The sequence below is a fragment of the Pectobacterium cacticida genome (assembly GCF_036885195.1).
Classification (GTDB): domain Bacteria; phylum Pseudomonadota; class Gammaproteobacteria; order Enterobacterales; family Enterobacteriaceae; genus Pectobacterium; species Pectobacterium cacticida.
Map to the genome: position 1 here is coordinate 1941397 of NZ_CP133656.1, position 17486 is coordinate 1958882.

The 17486-nt window shown below is 54.8% G+C and carries 18 protein-coding genes; 15 read left to right on the forward strand and 3 right to left on the reverse strand.

The genetic code is table 11. The features are described from left to right. Nucleotides 1–7 precede the first annotated feature (7 nt). Both sctV and sctW read right to left on the reverse strand, forming a co-directional pair. A complete protein-coding gene (sctV, locus tag RFN81_RS09065) occupies nucleotides 8–2110 on the reverse strand; it encodes a type III secretion system export apparatus subunit SctV (RefSeq protein ID WP_264498762.1) in 2103 nt (700 codons plus the stop codon). Beyond that, complete coding sequence (gene sctW, locus RFN81_RS09070; protein ID WP_264498763.1) at nucleotides 2107–3315, reverse strand: type III secretion system gatekeeper subunit SctW; 1209 nt, start codon at nucleotides 3313–3315, stop codon at nucleotides 2107–2109. The genes sctV and sctW overlap by 4 nt, the downstream gene beginning before the upstream one ends. Before the next feature lie 329 nt (nucleotides 3316–3644). Here sctW and RFN81_RS09075 point away from each other — a divergent pair, with 329 nt between their 5' ends. The 4 genes from RFN81_RS09075 (at nucleotide 3645) to RFN81_RS09090 (ending at nucleotide 7990) form a co-directional block, all read left to right on the forward strand. Next, the gene (locus RFN81_RS09075; RefSeq protein ID WP_264498764.1) at nucleotides 3645–4178 is read left to right on the forward strand and encodes an RNA polymerase sigma factor; all 534 of its coding nucleotides are present in this window, start codon (nucleotides 3645–3647) and stop codon (nucleotides 4176–4178) included. Between the two features lie 242 nt (nucleotides 4179–4420). Beyond that, on the forward strand, nucleotides 4421–5890 hold the full coding sequence (locus tag RFN81_RS09080) for a PAS domain-containing sensor histidine kinase (protein WP_264498765.1): 1470 nt from the start codon (nucleotides 4421–4423) through the stop codon (nucleotides 5888–5890). Nucleotides 5891–5926: 36 nt separating this feature from the next. Next, a complete protein-coding gene (locus RFN81_RS09085; protein WP_264498766.1) occupies nucleotides 5927–6568 on the forward strand; it encodes a response regulator transcription factor in 642 nt (213 codons plus the stop codon). 366 nt (nucleotides 6569–6934) lie between these two features. Continuing rightward, the gene (locus RFN81_RS09090; RefSeq protein WP_264498767.1) at nucleotides 6935–7990 is read left to right on the forward strand and encodes a sigma 54-interacting transcriptional regulator; all 1056 of its coding nucleotides are present in this window, start codon (nucleotides 6935–6937) and stop codon (nucleotides 7988–7990) included. Nucleotides 7991–8071: 81 nt separating this feature from the next. Here the strand turns inward: RFN81_RS09090 and RFN81_RS09095 are convergent, their stop codons facing one another. Beyond that, the gene (locus tag RFN81_RS09095) at nucleotides 8072–9652 is read right to left on the reverse strand and encodes an EAL domain-containing protein (protein WP_264498768.1); all 1581 of its coding nucleotides are present in this window, start codon (nucleotides 9650–9652) and stop codon (nucleotides 8072–8074) included. Between the two features lie 364 nt (nucleotides 9653–10016). Here RFN81_RS09095 and RFN81_RS09100 point away from each other — a divergent pair, with 364 nt between their 5' ends. The 11 genes from RFN81_RS09100 to RFN81_RS09150 all read left to right on the forward strand — a co-directional run bounded on the left by RFN81_RS09100 (nucleotide 10017) and on the right by RFN81_RS09150 (nucleotide 17419). Then, entirely contained in the window at nucleotides 10017–10223 is a 207-nt protein-coding gene (locus tag RFN81_RS09100; RefSeq protein WP_009112561.1) for an Hrp pili protein HrpA, read from the forward strand. A 66-nt stretch (nucleotides 10224–10289) separates the two neighbouring features. Beyond that, nucleotides 10290–10661, forward strand: coding sequence for an EscI/YscI/HrpB family type III secretion system inner rod protein (locus RFN81_RS09105; protein WP_264498769.1), 372 nt, complete (start codon nucleotides 10290–10292; stop codon nucleotides 10659–10661). A gap of 6 nt (nucleotides 10662–10667) precedes the next feature. Next, nucleotides 10668–11435 carry a type III secretion system inner membrane ring lipoprotein SctJ gene (gene sctJ / locus RFN81_RS09110; protein WP_264498770.1) on the forward strand — a complete coding sequence of 256 codons (768 nt, stop codon included), beginning with the start codon at nucleotides 10668–10670 and terminating at the stop codon, nucleotides 11433–11435. Then, nucleotides 11432–12064, forward strand: a complete 633-nt coding sequence (locus tag RFN81_RS09115) for a type III secretion protein (RefSeq protein ID WP_264498771.1) — start codon at nucleotides 11432–11434, stop codon at nucleotides 12062–12064. Before sctJ ends, RFN81_RS09115 begins: the two co-directional genes overlap by 4 nt. Nucleotides 12065–12100: 36 nt before the next feature. Then, complete coding sequence (gene sctL / locus RFN81_RS09120) at nucleotides 12101–12700, forward strand: type III secretion system stator protein SctL (RefSeq protein WP_264498772.1); 600 nt, start codon at nucleotides 12101–12103, stop codon at nucleotides 12698–12700. Between the two features lie 139 nt (nucleotides 12701–12839). Next, the gene (locus RFN81_RS09125; RefSeq protein ID WP_264498773.1) at nucleotides 12840–13064 is read left to right on the forward strand and encodes a type III secretion protein HrpF; all 225 of its coding nucleotides are present in this window, start codon (nucleotides 12840–12842) and stop codon (nucleotides 13062–13064) included. Continuing rightward, nucleotides 13051–13485 (forward strand): type III secretion system chaperone, encoded by a 435-nt coding sequence (locus RFN81_RS09130; RefSeq protein WP_264498774.1) that lies wholly within the window; start codon nucleotides 13051–13053, stop codon nucleotides 13483–13485. The genes RFN81_RS09125 and RFN81_RS09130 overlap by 14 nt, the downstream gene beginning before the upstream one ends. Next, nucleotides 13478–15547: a type III secretion system outer membrane ring subunit SctC gene (gene sctC, locus RFN81_RS09135; RefSeq protein WP_264498775.1), complete on the forward strand. Its 2070-nt coding sequence runs from the start codon at nucleotides 13478–13480 to the stop codon at nucleotides 15545–15547. The genes RFN81_RS09130 and sctC overlap by 8 nt, the downstream gene beginning before the upstream one ends. A gap of 137 nt (nucleotides 15548–15684) precedes the next feature. Next, a complete protein-coding gene (gene hrpT / locus RFN81_RS09140; RefSeq protein ID WP_015840420.1) occupies nucleotides 15685–15876 on the forward strand; it encodes an HrpT family type III secretion system protein in 192 nt (63 codons plus the stop codon). Then, nucleotides 15869–16216, forward strand: coding sequence for a type III secretion protein (locus RFN81_RS09145; protein WP_264498776.1), 348 nt, complete (start codon nucleotides 15869–15871; stop codon nucleotides 16214–16216). The genes hrpT and RFN81_RS09145 overlap by 8 nt, the downstream gene beginning before the upstream one ends. Before the next feature lie 144 nt (nucleotides 16217–16360). Next, a complete protein-coding gene (locus tag RFN81_RS09150; protein WP_319800198.1) occupies nucleotides 16361–17419 on the forward strand; it encodes a type III secretion protein HrpN in 1059 nt (352 codons plus the stop codon). The last annotated feature ends 67 nt before the right edge of the window (nucleotides 17420–17486 follow it).

Below are 17486 nucleotides of genomic sequence, written 5' to 3' on the forward strand. Positions count from 1 at the left end.
TGTGTTCCTATGCGCTAAAGGGGTCGGGGGAGTCGTAAAGATCGAGATACCCAATGATGTTGATCGACAGGGTGGATTCCAGCTCGGTGAAGGACAACACCGGAACGTGGTGAAATTCGTCTTGCAGCAGCGTACGCAGCGGACTGCGTAGATCCTGCGCCACCAGCACCAGACTGCGCGGCGACGAGAACGGCGGAAATGCCTGCCGCAGTTGGCTGAGCAGCGTTGAGGCGTAGTCCTGTGTCAGGGCGAAGAAGGTTTCGTTCTGCGTCTGGCGCAGCGCATCACGCAGTAGCTCTTCGCTTTCCGGCGTCAGTAGCCAGACAGCAAGGCTGTTTTCATCGCTGTACTGGTGGCAGATGTGCGATTTAAGCGCCAAACGCACGTAGTCGGTCAGCGCCAGCGTATCCCGCTCATGCTGGCCGACTTCGATCAGCGCCTCGGCGATGGGGCGCACCGATCGAAGCGGTACGCGTTCGGATGCCAGCCGTTGCAGCACGCTGGCGAAACGCGAGAGCGGCATGATGCGCTGTAGTTCCTGCGCCAATTCTGGCTGTTCGCTCTCTAGCCAGGACAGAATGGATTTGGTTTCCTGTAGGCCGATGAATTGTGAACCGGTACGATGAATGGCCTGCTCCATACGCGCCAGAATCAGCTCATCCGCTGTCCAGCGCGGCACGTCGTCGGGCTGCTGCGCAACATGAGCCAACGGCAGCCAGAGCCATTGGCCTTCATCCCGCAGTGTGGAACCCGGCATGGCAAGCGTGGTATCAATTTGTGCAACGGCAGCACTGGCGACAGCCAGCCGATCGGTGACAAAGGTGGCTTTCACGTAAGGAATTTCATAGACGCAAAACTGAAACTCATCCTCTGCCAGCCGATCGCTGAATTCGATATCAAAAGACGGCAACGTAAAACCGAAACGATAGACCAGTTTGTTACGCAGACGGCGGATATTCTGCACCAGCGCCGTCGCCGACGGCTGTCCTTGCCAGATGGGATGAAACAGCAGCAAATAGGCGCGCGTGGGGTTGAAACGCCGCAGATCCTGATAGCCGTTCTGTTCGGCTGGCATGTTGTCCGCCTCCGACTGGCTGGCATCCAACTGGCCTTGCTGCTTGATGCGCCAAACCTGAAACAGACCACTGCCGAGTGACGCCAGACTGATAGCGATAAACACCAGCGTCGGCATCCCCGGCAGTAGCGCAAAGCCAAACATGCCGATGGAGGAGATGATCCACGCTTTGGGCTGGCTAGTGAGCTGTTCCGCAATTTCCCGACCAATATTGGCATCCACTTTTTGCCCATCGGCTGAGACGCGGGTGATGATCATTCCCGCAGTCAGCGATATCAGTAGCGCCGGGATCTGGGCGATCAGTCCATCGCCGATAGTCAGAACGGAATAAACGTGCATGGCATCGGTCGCGGCCATATTGTGCTGCAACACGCCGATGGCGAAACCGCCGATCATGTTGATGAACACGATAACCAGCGACGCAATGGCATCGCCTTTGACGAATTTCATCGCGCCGTCCATCGCCCCGAACAGTTGGCTCTCTTTCGCCAGATTTTCGCGTCGCTGCCGCGCCTGATGGGCTTCGATCAGCCCGGCACGCAGATCGCTGTCGATGGACATCTGTTTGCCGGGCATCGCATCCAGCGTGAAACGTGCCGCTACCTCGGCTACGCGCTCGGAGCCTTTGGTGATCACCAGAAAATTCACCACCGTCAGAATCAGAAAGATAACCAGACCGACCGCCAGATTCCCGCCTACCACGTAGTTACCGAAAGCCTCAACGATATGGCCGCCGTCTTGCTGGAGCAGGATTTGGCGTGTGGTGGAAATGGAGATCGCCAATCGGAACATGGTGGTCAACAACAGCACCGCGGGAAATGTCGAGAAGGCCAGCGGCTTGGGCAGATACATCGCCAGCACGATCAGCAAAGAAGAAGCGCAGATGTTAAGCGCGATGAGCACATCGATCAGCCCGGTAGGCAGTGGGATGATCATCATGAAAACGATAGACATCACGATGACCGCGCCAACGACTTCAGAGCGCTGCATCGCGCTCAGCGCAATACGGTTCAGCCAGGTAATCAGCAGATTCATGGCTGCTCCTTATCCGCGTCGCGCGCGCCCTGTTTTTGCGGCGATGCGGCGTCACGCGGTGCCCGTTCGTTATGCTGAGAATTATGGGCCTCTTGCTTTTCGTATTGGGCGATATCGCCAATCATGCCGCGTATCAGTTGGAGCGCCGTTTGCCGGTTTTTATCGTCCCGCCACAGCGGATGCGGCAGATCGCTGACGAGCGGCAGCAGGGCGCTGAAAAACATCGCCTGATGCTGAACCTGTGTCCCGGCGACTTCCCGACCGAGATTATGCAGGTCGCGGGAATAGGCGCCGTTAGCGCTCAGGCCAATCAAACGGCGGGTCAGATCCACGGCACTGAGGGTAAAAGCTGGCATTTTGTTCGCCAGTCGCGTGAGCAGCGCCTGACTGGATGACAGCGTATGGCTCAGGTGGCGGGAATCATTGAGGTTGCTCAGCATCTTGCGAAGAACGGCTTTCGAAATAGAAGGCGTCAGCGAGGCGATATCCGCCGCCAGCGCGCGCTGCAACGTGCGCAGCCCAATGGAGAATGTTGCGGCATCAAAGCGTTCCAAAAGAGAGTCCAGCAGCGCGCTGGCCGATTGCTGATGCACGATTTTCTGATAGTACAGATCGCGCATCGCCTGTTTCTGTTCCGGCTGGGTGCTAAACAATGCAATGGCCGTCGCGGTATTCAGACCCGCTCGGACTTCTGGCCCTTTCTCTTGATGCAACTGCTGTAACGCATCCTCTGCCGCCGCTGCCAATTCTGGCTGCTGGACAGATTGCTGCCGGATGTGGCGCAGCAGGATATCGCCCCGCGCCGGATCGTTGCCTGCAGCTTCCAGAACGGCATCAAGAGACGGCGACCCTTTCTGCATCAGCAGATCGCGCATGCGGCTCAACTGCTGGTCGAGCGTACTTTGCGACGGGTTTTCCAGCATCCTTAGCAGTTCCGTCAGCTTCTCAATTCGTTCGACATTAGCAGTCGCGCGGGCTTCTGGCTGCTGGGCGATTTGGCGCCGGTTCAGCGATTTACTTCTCCGCTCAGCCTGCTCGCCAAACGCCATCGCGACCTCTTCCATTGAGGTAGATAACGGCGAGCCGGGAGACGCATGGTGATAAGGGGGCTGCTGCACCGCGGCCTGTGGCACGAGGTCATCATTCGCGACGACGGGGCGCGGCAGGGCGTTGCTAGAGGGAGGAACGGTCGGCATTTTGATCATGGTTTCATCCTGAATAAGTCGGCTACGTGTCGTGGTGTGAACGTGCGGCAATATGCATGTATTGCTGTGTGGACGCTGAAAAGGATGGGTTCCCCAGCGTGAAGTCATCGGAGTAGGCTGAATTTGATGGCGGATTAGGTGAACTGCCGTTTTACTGATTGCAGCAACTTGCAATTCCGTGCTGTGTTCGCTGGCAAAAAGTGGCACGATAATAGGCAATTTAAAAAAAATAACTTATTAAAAATCAATGCAATAAAGATAATTCCGGGCTGGCACAAGGCTTGCTCTTCCGTTTTTGCCAATGGGGCACAACAACGGAGAGTCAGCAAATGGATATGTCAACCCTGAAACACATCGAACCGACCCCGGCGCTCGCTGTCGATTGGGAGCAGGTGTTTCGTCAACACGGAAAGAAATTGCATAACTTCATCCGCAAGCGCGTTAGCAACCATGACGACGTTGAGGATTTACAGCAAATGACCTACCTGGAAGTGCTCAAACATCAGGATAAATTTGCGGGAGCATCGCGGCCGGAGACATGGGTATTTGGTATTGCCCTCAATCTGGTTCGCAACTATTTCAAGCAGGCACGGCAGCGCGCTCAGGAAATGGGTGATGAGATGCTGGAGCATATTGCGATAGATCTCGATCCCAGCGCGATCGCTGAGAGTCAAGGGGCATTGAAACGCGCCATGGATGCCATCGTCTCGTTGCCTGAGGATACCCGTCAGATGCTGATGCAGTTGCTGGATACCGATGCCAGTTATCAGGATCTTGCGTTGCAGTTGGAGATCCCCATCGGTACGGTGCGGTCAAGGCTGTCTCGTGCTCGAGGGGTGATCCGTCAGGCCGTTGAGTCCTGACGGCATTTCACGGGACGAAACGGCGAACCTGCACCTACCGTACTTCACTGACTGCTATGGCAACCGCCTTGCTCAAGGTGGCGGTTGCCGCTCAGTGAGTGGGTCGCACGCCGTGATATCAGGTCGCATCTATGCTGTTGCAGGGTTTCCTGTCCATCTTCTGGAATGTTGAGACGCCGTATCGTGCTACCTGCACGGCGGGTGGCAGCACACGTGTCTTAATTCAAAATAAGGAGATGGCAATGATGTTCATCCAACCGTTACGTTCCGATCAAAAGATCAAGGCTCTCGAGCTGGAATTGGTGGATTTTGCATTTGGTCGCATCAAGGACGCGATTTATATCGTCAATGAAGATCAGCGTTTTTGTTATGTCAATGAGGCCGCCAGCCAGACGCTGGGTTACAGCATTACGGAATTCATGCATCTTAGCGTTGTCGATATCGACCCGTTCTGGAGCGCCGATCATCGGTCACCGGACCGGCCGCAGGAGTGCGAATCAGACGTGGCTACCACGTTTGAAACCCGACACATCACCCGCTCAGGCATGGCTATTCCCGTAGAAGTTAATCTCACACATTTCCAACACAGAGGACGTAGCTACAGCATGTGTGTCGTCAGAGATATCAGGGAACGTAAACATATTGAACAGTTAGCCTACGCGCGAGAGCAGGAATTTCGCGCGCTGGTTGAGAACACGCCGGATTTGATTATTCGCTTCGATCCCAACCTGAATTGCCTGTACGCCAACGCGGCCAGTTTAAAACATCTGGATTTCACCATAGAGCAACTTCGGGGCCGTATGATTACGGAGTTGATGCCCGGAGTAGTGTGTGCAATCCGCATGGAACAGCTGGTGCATCAGGTGGTTTATACCCGCAGCAGCGCAGAAGGTGAAGTGATGGAGTCGCGGGGGAAAGGCGATCAGCGCTATCAAAGTATTCACCATATTCGCTGTGTGCCGGAGTTTGACCAGCATGGCGCGCTGGTGTCGATTCTGGCCGTAGGGCGAGATATTACCGCGATGCGCTATGCGGAGAAAAAACTGGCTGATTCGCATATGCAACTGCGTTTGCTGGCACGCCAGCGTGAGATATCGCGTGAGGAAGAACGTAAGCATATCGCGCAGGAAATTCACGATGAGCTGGGGCAGCATTTGACCACGATCCGCATGAGCCTGTCGCTGATGCGCTTATGTTTCGCCAAGGAAAATCCTGACATGCAGGCGCATTTGCAAAAGCTGATGCAGTTGGCTGACCAAACGATTCAGGTGGTGCGTAATGTGTCGACCCGGCTCAGACCGAATGTGTTGAATATGGGGCTTACACCTGCGTTGGAGTGGCTGTGCGACGAATTTAACCGGCACTATAGCGCCACCTGTCTGCTACGAACGCTGGGGGAACCGCTGGCGCTCAATGACGAAAGCACCACAGCAGCATTCCGCGTCGTGCAGGAGTCGTTAACTAACGTCGCGCGCTACGCCGGCGCTACCCAGGTACGCATTACGCTGGATAATCAGCCAGACTGTGTGGTGCTGTGCATCAAAGACAACGGCAAAGGTTTTGATTCCCAGGCTAAAAATAAAAACGCTTTCGGGCTTATGAGTATGAAAGAACGAGGGCGGATGCTGGGAGGCGAAGTCGTGATTGAAAGTGAGCCCGGTAAAGGCACGCTGGTGCAGTTAACGTTTCCTAAAAATGGCGATACCCGTTAATCGCGGGATAAGAACAACAAAAGGAAGAAATGAGCGATGGGCAAACCAATACGTTTAATGATCGCAGACGATCACGTCATCATGCGTGAAGGGCTCAAGCAGATCTTCGCGCTGGATGCGTCGCTGAGCGTCGTCGCCGAAGCCGGAAATGGCGCTCAGGTACTGGCACAACTGCGCAGCGTGAAGCCCGATTTGCTGCTGCTGGATATGTCGATGCCCGGTATCAGCGGTGAAGCATTGATTTCACGCGTGGTGGCGCAACATCCGCATCTGCCGATTCTGGTGCTCAGTATGTACAGCGAAGCGCAGATTGCACAGCATGCGCTGAAGAGCGGCGCCAGAGGTTACATCACCAAAGATAAGGACCCGGAAGCCCTGCTATCGGCGATCCGCCGTGTGGCGCAGGGGGCTCGCTATATCGACCACACAATTGCCGAGCAACTGGTGTTTTCCAACTACGCGGAGGGGGGCAGAGCCGAACACGATGTACTGACGCCCAGAGAGCATCAGATCATGATTATGTTTGCGCAGGGGATGGGCATCAATGCCATCGCCAATGAGCTAGCGATCAGCAATAAAACGGTCAGCACTCATAAGGCGCGTCTGATGGAAAAAATGCAGTTCAGTACCAATGTGGAGATCGTGAAATATGTTGTGAGTAAGAAGCTAATTCCCTAGCAGTGGGAATTCGCCGTGAAAAGGAGAACAGATAAAAGGGATTCAACCGTCGCTGAATCCCTTTACTGAGGCTTACCATTTCCTAACGATATCCTTTCGCTTTCCTGCGTATTAATTAAATGATAATGGGCTGTTTTTTCTTGTTTTTATCGTTTTTTGTAGGTATTTCCCTACAAATTGCTCTGGAATTCCTACCTGATGTTCAGCGATGCCTGATGGTTTCATTATTCAATGGCGGTAATGCTTGTCATCGTTCCGCCGGTGATGAAATCAGTGTGCGTTATGCGGAGAAACGCCACGGATTTTCGGTGGAATCCACGTTATGGAAGGCAGTCAGTTAGCCCGTTTGGGCTCTAGGAGTAGTCAATGAATAATCATTACCGTCAGGACAGACAGCACAATTCATCATTCGATCATTCACCCGTAGAGAAGGCGTCATCAGCGGACTTTCGGTCATCATTAGACTCTTCCCTGCCGCTGTCGGAATCATCCCCGTCTATGGCCGATGATATTCACTCATCGTTGTCGCCAATCATCAATGTTATTGCTCCCCTTAATGTCGATATCGTGCTGGAAGGTGAAACCGGTACGGGAAAAGATACGCTGGCGAATCGCATTCATCGGCTGTCCCGATGCAGCGGCCCACTGGTGGCGGTGAACTGCGCCGCCGTACCTGAAAATCTGGCTGAAAGCGAACTATTCGGCGTGGTGTCGGGCGCTTATACCGGCGCGAACCGCTCCCGCGCGGGCTATCTGGAAAGTGCGGATAGGGGGATTCTGTTTCTGGATGAGATCGACAGTATGCCGATGACGCTACAAGCCAAGATGCTACGCGTGCTGGAAAGCCGCGGCGTAAAGCGGTTGGGAAGCACTCAGTTTACGCCCGTGGATATGCGTGTGATTGTGGCGACGCAAACGCCTTTGCTGCAATTAGTGGAAAAAGGGCTGTTTCGACGCGATCTCTATTTCCGTCTTGATACGGTCAAGATTCAACTGCCGACGCTGCGTTCTCGTAGCGATCTCATTCTGCCGTTGTTTCAACGTTTTAGTCAGGAAGCGGCGGTGCGTCTGAAAATGACGCCACCACCGATGACGGCAGACATTTACGAGCAGCTGCTGACCCACAGTTGGCCAGGCAATATTCGTGAACTGAAGGCGGCAGCGGAGCGCTGGACAATGGGGCTGTCGCCCTTGGCTGAAATTCAGCCGCTGCTGCACCCGCGTCCTTTGCAACTCAAAGATCGGTTAAAGCGAATTGAAAAATTTCTGATTCAGGATGCGCTGCGCCGCCACGGCCACTGCATTGACGAAGTGATTGCGGAACTGGGGATCCCCAAGCGGACACTCTATCATCGACTGAAAGTGCTGAATGTGACGGTGCGAGAGATGTGCGCCGGGGGCGGGGAAGCCTGTCAGGCATGAGGGCTGAATATCGAACGTTGACCTGTCGGGATACCCAGGTCAACGTTCAGGTTGCGCTGTTTCTATTTACACTGTTTTTGGCTACACCATTTCTATCGGCGGGCACGGATAGTGATGGATGTCCGGTAGATCGTGCAATGCCACCGCCCGACTGAAATACCATCCTTGAATAATCGCCGATGGGCAATGTTGCAGAACGTAGGCGGCTTGTTCACGAGTCTCTACCCCTTCGATAATCACAGGGACGTCCAGTTTTTTGACCAGGGTGAATAGCAGATCTGCCATAGCGGCATTCACTGAGTCGGTACCGATGGCGCCGACAAAAATCTTGTCGATCTTGATCATATCGAACGGTAAATGGCTCAGATAGTCAAGGTTGGAATATCCCGTACCGAAATCATCAAGCGCGACCTTATAGCCCGAACGGCGTAAGGCCTCAAGGCCATCTGCCAGCGCCTTGTGGGATGTGCTCGACTGCTCAGTCAGTTCTAACATGATACGTGTTTTGTCTATCCCCAGTTCGTCACACAACTGCTTCAGGAAATGGTGATAATCAGGCGAAACAATGTCAGACACAGACAGATTAATGCTAAGAAGAAAGGACGGTTCCTGCGTGAGGTATGGCTGCATGTCTCGCAGCGCCTGACGCGTGATGATGCGGGTTAGCTCGGAGGAATAGCCTATTTCTTCAGCAATACCGATAAAAAGCTCAGGCGAGACATTATCACCACGCTCATTCTTCCAACGCGCCAGCGCCTCTACACCAATAATCGCGCGCTGTGGCAGGCTAATCAGCGGCTGATAATGTACATGCAGTCGCTGGTGTTTGATTGCGCGTTTAAGCTGTGATGGCAAAGCCTGATGCCGATCGTCGTAGAGTTGATAGGACAGGGTAAAACTGGCGCCGATGAGCGCTCCGACAAAAAGCAGGGCGGTGATGATATACCACGGACGATACAGGATACCCGCAGAATCTAACTGAGCCAGTACGCAGATATCCTGATTTGTCGCACAGAAAAATGTCTTGCGTTTTCCCATAGTCAGCCACGCGTTATTCTGCTGCTGTGTCTGCCTGAACGCCGAGAGATCGATATCGCCAAAGGTCTGATAGATATGACTCAGGTTGCGCGTTATCAACATGGCGTTGTATTCAGCAGGCGGATGAACGAAACGGCTAAATGCAGCGGCGGCGGTAATCGTGACGACATCGTTCATGCTGGCCATATCGGCGGTAATGCGTGGATCAACCACGTTTTTCATCGCCGTCCATAGTTGCACGCCCTCTGGCGTTGTCAGGTTAGGTGGTAGCAGATAAATCGGTGGGTTGAGAATCCCCCAGCCTGCGGAGCAGATGAGATAGTTGTCCTTGATACGCCCGATATCGCGCAGATAAACAGAGTAAAAGGAGATCAGACGTAACTCTTTCAGATCGGCGTTGGAACAAGGCGTGTTATTCAGCGTCAGCACCCGATTGATGGTTTCCCGACCTTCATTCGCGACGGCGACTCCCTGATCGAGGACGTCCTGACTATAGTGTTGCAACTGCGTCTGTTCCAGCCTGGCTAAAATGCCCTGCCCAACAAGCAGCGCCAGCAAAGCGCTGGCAAACGAAATCAAAACAAGTCTAAACCACAATCCGGTGTTGGTACTTAAGGTGAGCATGGCGACCATCTGGCAGCGTGACGAGAATAGTATGGCATAGGTTTAGATATCGCATCCTTGCCAGTTACACAGGTAAAATGTTCCTGCAAATTGGGAATAACTTACGATCTTTCGGTAAGGCAATAACTTTTTTTCTTATTTTAAAAGAAAAACTACGATGACTAACGGCCGGAAACGCAGCGAAAACTAGGCTAGTTCTGCCCCTCACACTGTTCTTGTCTACAGAATGATGTTATTTCCGAAAGAATTTCCTTTCTGCTGGAACTCACTGACCCGCTCTTCCACTTAATGAATGAACAAGATGACTGTATGTACAGCATGACAGTTCACCATCGTAAACATTCATTATATTTGGAGATATATCATGGCTTTAGGACTTTCTCAGGTTGCATCTCAGGCGGCTTCTCAGACTCTGGATACCGCGATGGCTGGTTCTCTGACGCGTGCAGCAGGCGCTCAGGCTCAGAAAATTGCGCTGGATACGGAAAACTCCATTCTGGATGGTCAGATGGATTCTGCATCTAAATCACTCAACTCTGGGCAGAAAGCGGCAAAAGCAATCCAGTTCTGATTATGAGTCAACGAGCCGGAGCTTTGCTCCGGCTTTATTTTATCCATCCGTGATGGAATCCACACCATGAAAATTAATCATAGCAGTACGCTGTCTCAGCCGGGGGATGCGCCGCCGGCGGACAACGGCACGTCTTTTTCCTTTTCCGCCACGAATCAGGATGTGTCCTGGTTCAGCGCGGCGCTGTCGTCGGCACCAATGACGGCAGAAAGCAGTAATAGCCAGTGGCTCGGCGCGCTGGCGGAAAAATCACAAGGGCTTAACGGGATCTTTAAATCCGCCGAACGCGACGTCAGCCAGTCGATGCGCTCCAATAATCCAAAGGATGTGCTGGATGCAACCCGAACGCTGTCCTCATTCTATCTGGAGAGTCTGCTGAGCGCCAAACTGGTGGCGAAAAGTGTTCAGAGTCTGGAAAAACTCACCAACTTACAGTAGCGGCCTATGAAAATCGATAAGCGAGTGTTTCTTCTGCTGATTGGGCTATTAGCTGGCTGCGGCGAGCCGATTGAGCTGAATCGCGGGCTGTCGGAGAACGATGCCAACGAAGTGATTTCGATGCTTGGCCGTTATCAGATCGGCGCGGAGAAACGGGTTGATAAAACCGGCGTTACGCTTGTGATCGACGCAAAAAACATGGAACGTGCCGTCAATATTCTTAATGCGGCGGGCTTACCGAAGCAATCGCGGACGAATCTGGGCGAGGTGTTTCAGAAAAGTGGGGTGATATCGACGCCCTTGGAAGAGCGCGCCCGCTATATCTATGCTTTATCGCAGGAAGTGGAAGCAACGCTGGCGCAGATCGATGGCGTGCTGGTGGCGCGGGTTCACGTGGTGCTGCCGGAGCGTATCGCCCCCGGCGAGCCGGTTCAGCCTGCCTCGGCAGCGGTGTTTATCAAATATAGTGCTGAACTGGATCCGGATGGGATGGAACCGCGCATCCGCCGAATGGTGGCCAGCAGCATCCCCGGTCTGTCCGGCAAGGATGATAAAGAGCTGGCGATCGTCTTTGTTCCGGCAGCGCCGTATCAGGATACGATCCCGGTTGTTACGCTGGGGCCACTCACGTTCACGCCGGATGAGATGCGACGCTGGCAGTGGAGTACGGGGCTGTTCGGCCTACTACTGGTCGGTCTGTTAGGCTGGCGCGTAGGCATGCCTTACCTGCGCCAATGGCAGCAGAAAAAAGCGGGGGAGCCGTCGTCACAATGACCACACAAGTGCAGAGCCAACGGCATGAGTCGGACGATCTCACACCGCTTGCCTGGCTGACCTGGTGGGCAGAGGACTGCCTGTTACAAGCCGATCCCAGTTGGTGGAGCGGGAAGGTTGCGCTACCCGTGTCGCCGCAGCGCCGCGACTGGTTGCATGTGAACGCCGAACAGCTTCATCGCCATTTCTCTCTGCCACCGAGGTTGCCGCCGGATCCGCAAGCTTCACTCATGCAGATGGGCAAGCTGGATACCGCACAGCGGGAAACGGTATTACGCTTGATGGCGCGGGTTTGCCAGCCCATACGTAACCCGGATCGCGCTGATGCCGAAGGCATATGGTGTGGGCGGTTGGCAAAGGCATTGCGGCCGGGCTTATGGTTACCGGCGGGGATCACCTTTTCTGCGTCATCTTCCGCGCCATTGCTGTCGGAGTCCTCTGCAACCAGCTATCAGGATGCGTTGTTGCTACTGCGTCTTCGCTATGGTGAAGCGTGCTGGTCACGTCTACGGCTGCTCTATCCGCGCGATTGGCCCGATCATCATCCTATCTCGGCGGCGCCATTGCCTGCCGCCAGACTCAATGCGCTGTGCGATGCCCTGATCTGGAAAGCATCGATGTCAGCATAATCCCCTCATTTTTATTTATTTTGCTAAGGACGAAGCATGCTGACGACGAAAACGTTTGTGACATTACCCGGCGCCAGTCGGGATGAAACGGCAATTATTCCGGCGGAGCGGATTGCGGCACATCGGCGCAGTCGGACACTTTGGGAAGAAGCCAATGCGCAGGCCGATACGATCGTGGCGCAAGCGCACGAACGTGCCCGAATGCTGTGTGCGCAAGCCGTAGAACAGGCAGAAGCAGAATTCTGGCAGCAGGCAAATGTGTTGTTGCAGGGTGTTCGGCAAGACCGAATGCAGATGGAACAGGCCATGATTACGCAAGCCGGACAGCTACTGCGCGATGCGCTGGCGCACGTGCTGGATAAAACACCTGCGCCGTCGCGCCATCACGCCTTACTGCGGCAGTTGCTGAAGCAACAGCAGGGGGAAAGCCGGGGAACGCTGTACTGCCATCCTGCCCAGCTTGCCGATGTGCAGCATTGGCTGGATGCCCATGCGCATCTGGAATGGCGTCTTGCCAGCGACGAAGCGTTGGATAACGATGCCATGAAGCTGATTACGGCACATGGCGTGATGTCGCTGAGCTGGCCGCAGGCGGTAAAACAGCTCATGCCGCCAGAGTATCCTACCGCGATGTGACGCTGCGGCTGACAAAATAGCGATTGACAAGGGGAACTGCTCGCCGGGGTTAACCACTCACTATCAGGTCAATGGCCGATTTTAAGTCAACGACCAAAACCTGTGTTGTGAGAAAACTACTTTATGAGGAGAGCGCGCGATGTCCCTTAACTCAATCCAGCGTCGTCTTGACGCGCATCTGGTCGATTCGCAGAAACAACTGGATGATATTGCGCTGAATGTTGCCGAAGGCGGCGCCAGTCAGGCGGATAGCTACGCCTTTTTTGAGGCCAGCATGGATTATTCTAATGCCAGTTGGGCTGTCGGGCAGTTGTTGAGCGTTAAACACGGTCTGGCAAAGGCTATCATCAATGACTTCAACTGAGTTGACCGTGATGCTGGAGCGGTGGCTAAACGGAGGAACGTCGATGTTGAAGCTGGAGATTGACGGCGGCGCGGTGGCGATAGTGCGGCAGTCATCGGGCGTGGCGTGCCGCGCGGTCATTCCGCTGCGCACGTTGCCGGATGAGTCGATGCTAACACGAGCATTGCAACTGGCCGATGCCGCCCACGCCCAGTTTCAGGATGACACCGCCATCCTGTCGCTCTCGGCACAGGATGAACAACTCTGGCTATGGATGAGGCCCGACGCTGATGATGTCATGCAGATCTGCCGCAGCCTGGAAACCCTACTTAATCAACGGGACGTCTGGCTAAGCATGCTTACGCCGCGCGCAAAGGCGCCCGTTTCCGCTCCATTGAATCTGAACACGCTGGCTTTTTTGCAAGGAGAACGACATGCGTAAGGGATTGATGCATCATCGCTCATATCGCATTTTGCTGGCGGTCTATCGCTGGTTTTGCTGGGCGGTGCTGCTAATGGGGATTATCCCTATGAATGGGGTAATTTCGCTGGCGCACGCCGCCACGCCAGCCGACTGGAACAAGGGGGCGTACGCCTATTCTGCCGAACAAACACCGCTGTCTACGATTCTGACGGATTTTGCCAACAGTCACGGCGTAGATTTGGTGCTGGGCAACATTGCTGACAATGACGTCACGGCGAAAATTCGGGCGGAGACCCCCGTGCTGTTTCTCGACAGGCTGGCGTTGGAGCACCGTTTCCAGTGGTTTGTGTATAACAACACATTGTACGTCAGCCCGCAGGACGAACAGGCATCGGTGCGTCTGGAGATTTCCCCGGATGCCGCGCCTGATATTAAACAGGCGCTCAGTGGTATCGGATTGCTCGATGCGCGCTTCGGCTGGGGGGAGTTACCGGAAGAAGGCGTGGTGCTGGTCACCGGCCCGCAGGCGTATATCGATCTGATCCGTAATTTCAGCCAGCAGCGGGAAAAACAGGACGAACGGCGTAAGGTCATGATTTTCCCTTTGCGCTATGCCTCGGTATCCGACCGGACGCTGCAATATCGCGATCAGAAGGTCACCATTCCCGGCGTTGCGACCATTCTTAATGAGTTGATGGATGGTCAGCGTGTGGCACCGGCGGGCGCATCGGGACCGATGCCTGTGCAACCGGATGCGGGGATGGAAGCGATGCGGGACAGTACGCGTTCGCTGATGACCCGGCTGGCAACTCGTAATAATCCGGGTCACCGTGGGGATACATCGAACCGCGAGACGCTAAGCGGCAAGATTTCTGCCGATGTACGCAATAACGCGTTGTTGATTCGGGATGATGAAAAACGTCGGGCGGAGTATCAGCAGCTCGTCGACCAAATCGATGTGCCGCAAAATCTGGTCAACATTGATGCCATTATTCTGGATGTGGACCGTACCGCTCTGTCACGGCTGGAAGCGAATTGGCAGGCGCAGCTCGGCAATGTAAGCGCGGGCAGCACCATGATGATGGGGCGAAGCACCCTGTTTGTCAGCGATTTCAAACGTTTCTTCGCCGATATTCAGGCGCTGGAAGGGGAAGGAACGGCCTCCATTGTCGCGAATCCTTCCGTACTGACGTTGGAAAATCAGCCCGCGATTGTCGATTTCAGCCGGACGGCGTTTATCACTGCGACGGGCGAACGTGTTGCAGACATTCAACCGGTGACTGCGGGTACTAGCCTGCAGGTGACGCCGCGTGTGATCGGCGAAGGCGCACAGCGCAGCATCCAGTTAGTTATCGATATCGAAGATGGTCAGGTTGAGACGGGGCGCGAAGGTGAAGCGTCGGGCGTGAAACGGGGCACTGTCAGCACGCAGGCACTGATTGGTGAGAACCGTGCCCTGGTGTTGGGTGGTTTCCACGTCGAGGAGAGCGGCGATCGCGATCGGCGCATTCCGATCCTTGGGGATATTCCGCTGTTGGGGAAACTGTTTACCTCGACGCGTCACGAAGTCTCTCGCCGTGAACGCCTGTTCATCCTGACGCCGCACCTTGTCGGCGATCAAACCGATCCCACTCGCTATGTTTCCCCCGCCAATCGCCAGCAGTTGAACGGTGCGATGAATCGCGTCGCGCAGCGCAACGGTAAAACGGATCTCTATAGCCTGATTGAAGGCGCCTTTCGCGATCTGGCCAGCCGTGAGCTTCCCGCCGGATTTAAGACTGTCAGCAACGGTGCGCGATTGAGCGAGGTGTGTCGCTCACAATCAGGCTTGATCTACGACAGCGCTCGCTATCAGTGGTACGACAACGGTCAGGTGCGCCTGAGCGTCGGCGTTGTGCGCAATGGCGGAACGCAGCCGCAGCGTTTTGATGAAGCCGCCTGTGCCAGTAGCCGTACGCTTGCGGTAGCCGCATGGCCCAAAACAACGCTGGCGCCGGGGGAATCCAGCGAGGTGTTTCTGGCGTTGCAACCTGCGCTAGCGTCTCAGACCGCCCGGCGTCATGTGCTGACATCCCGATAAACGGTCGCGTGGGCTGATGCCCGCAGGACATTTGCCCCTCCCGAACGCCTCCTGTGAAAGTGGAAAGCTGGGAGGGCAAGGTCGATGTGTCAGCCCACTCGTCTCGTTAATTGCCCAAGCTAATAAAGGACATTTTCATGAACTACAAAGCACTGTCTATCGCGCTGATAGCACTCCTGCTGAGCGCCTGTAATGCACCGCGGCAGGTAGCCAACTGTGCCTCGGTCACTTGTCGTCCGCAGCCGGAAACGCGGCAGCTCATCATCTGGTGGCAGCCCGATCTGCGGAGCGGCCCGGCAGATTACAGCAGGGTTAGCGTGGATGAGTGAGGTAGCGGCGGTATTCGACAATCGGCATGATTTTCTTATGGCGCTGAAAACCACACCGACGGCCTGCTGGGTCGTACAGCCGGGCGTCACACTGTGGTTTACGGCGGTCCCCGCGCGGCCGGTCGCGCTCGTCTTAGCGTTGGCGCCGACCCACCATTATCCCGGTATGTTGCGGCAAATATTACAACGTCGTTTTCTGGACGCTGATGCGCTGCCAGCCTGTAGCCTGAGTCTGGATGAACAGCAACATCTGTGCTTACGCCGCACGTTATCCACATTAAATGAGTCGTTCACGGCGATCGATGAACTGTGGCGTCTGGCGGGTCTGCCGCCACGATGAAGGGTGAAAAAGTCAGGCGTTTTATGCATCAGACGGGAACCGCGCAGGCAAGAAAATCACTTAATGGGTGAGTGTCACAATTACGCGGGCTGACCGCACATCCATTGGCGCTTTCATAACCCATTTATTCATTAAGGAAACATTATGCTTAATTCTCTTGGTGGCGGAACCTCTCTACAAATCACGATCAAGGCGGGTGGTAACAGCGATTTATTTCAATCTCAGTCTTCACGACAGGGCGGTTCGTCGTCGCAGTCGGCGTCTGGTGGCCAGCGCAGCAACATCGCAGAGCAGCTGTCCGATATTATGACAACCATGATGTTCATGGGCAGCCTGATGGGTAGCGGCCTAGTCGGTGGGTTCGGCGGTTTGGGCAGCAGCTTGGGTGGATTAGGTGGCGGTTTGTTGGGCGGAGGACTGGGTGGCGGTCTTGGCAGCAGCCTCGGTAGCGCACTGGGCAGTGGCTTGGGCGGGGCGCTGGGTGCTGGTATGAATGCCATGAATCCATCGGCCATGATGGGCAGCCTGTTGTTTAGCGCTCTGGAAGATCTGCTGGGCGGCGGCATGTCGCAACAACAGGGTGGACTTTTCGGCAACAAGCAGCCAGCGTCATCGGAAATTTCTGCCTATACCCAAGGCGTTAACGATGCGCTGTCCGCCATTCTGGGCAACGGCCTGAGTCAGGCGAAAGGGCAAACTTCACCGCTGCAACTGGGTAACAACGGTTTGCAGGGTTTGAGTGGCGCTGGCGCTTTCAATCAACTGGGCAGCACACTGGGAATGAGCGTTGGGCAAAAGGCCGGTTTGCAGGAGTTGAACAACATCAGCACACACAATGACAGCCCGACTCGTTACTTCGTGGATAAAGAAGATCGGGCGATGGCGAAAGAAATTGGTCAGTTTATGGATCAATATCCTGAAGTCTTCGGCAAGCCGGAATATCAGAAAGATAACTGGCAGACGGCGAAGCAGGATGACAAATCCTGGGCGAAAGCGCTGAGCAAACCGGATGACGACGGCATGACCAAAGGCAGCATGGATAAATTCATGAAGGCTGTGGGTATGATCAAGAGTGCGGTCGCAGGTGATACCGGCAATACCAACCTGAATGCGCGCGGCAATGGTGGCGCCTCTCTGGGTATTGATGCAGCCATGATTGGTGACCGCATCGTCAATATGGGGCTGCAAAAGCTCGCCAGCTAAAACAAAAAAACGAAAAGAAGATAGGGAGCAGGGCGGAAGCACTGCTCCCTTGCTATGGGTTATTAAC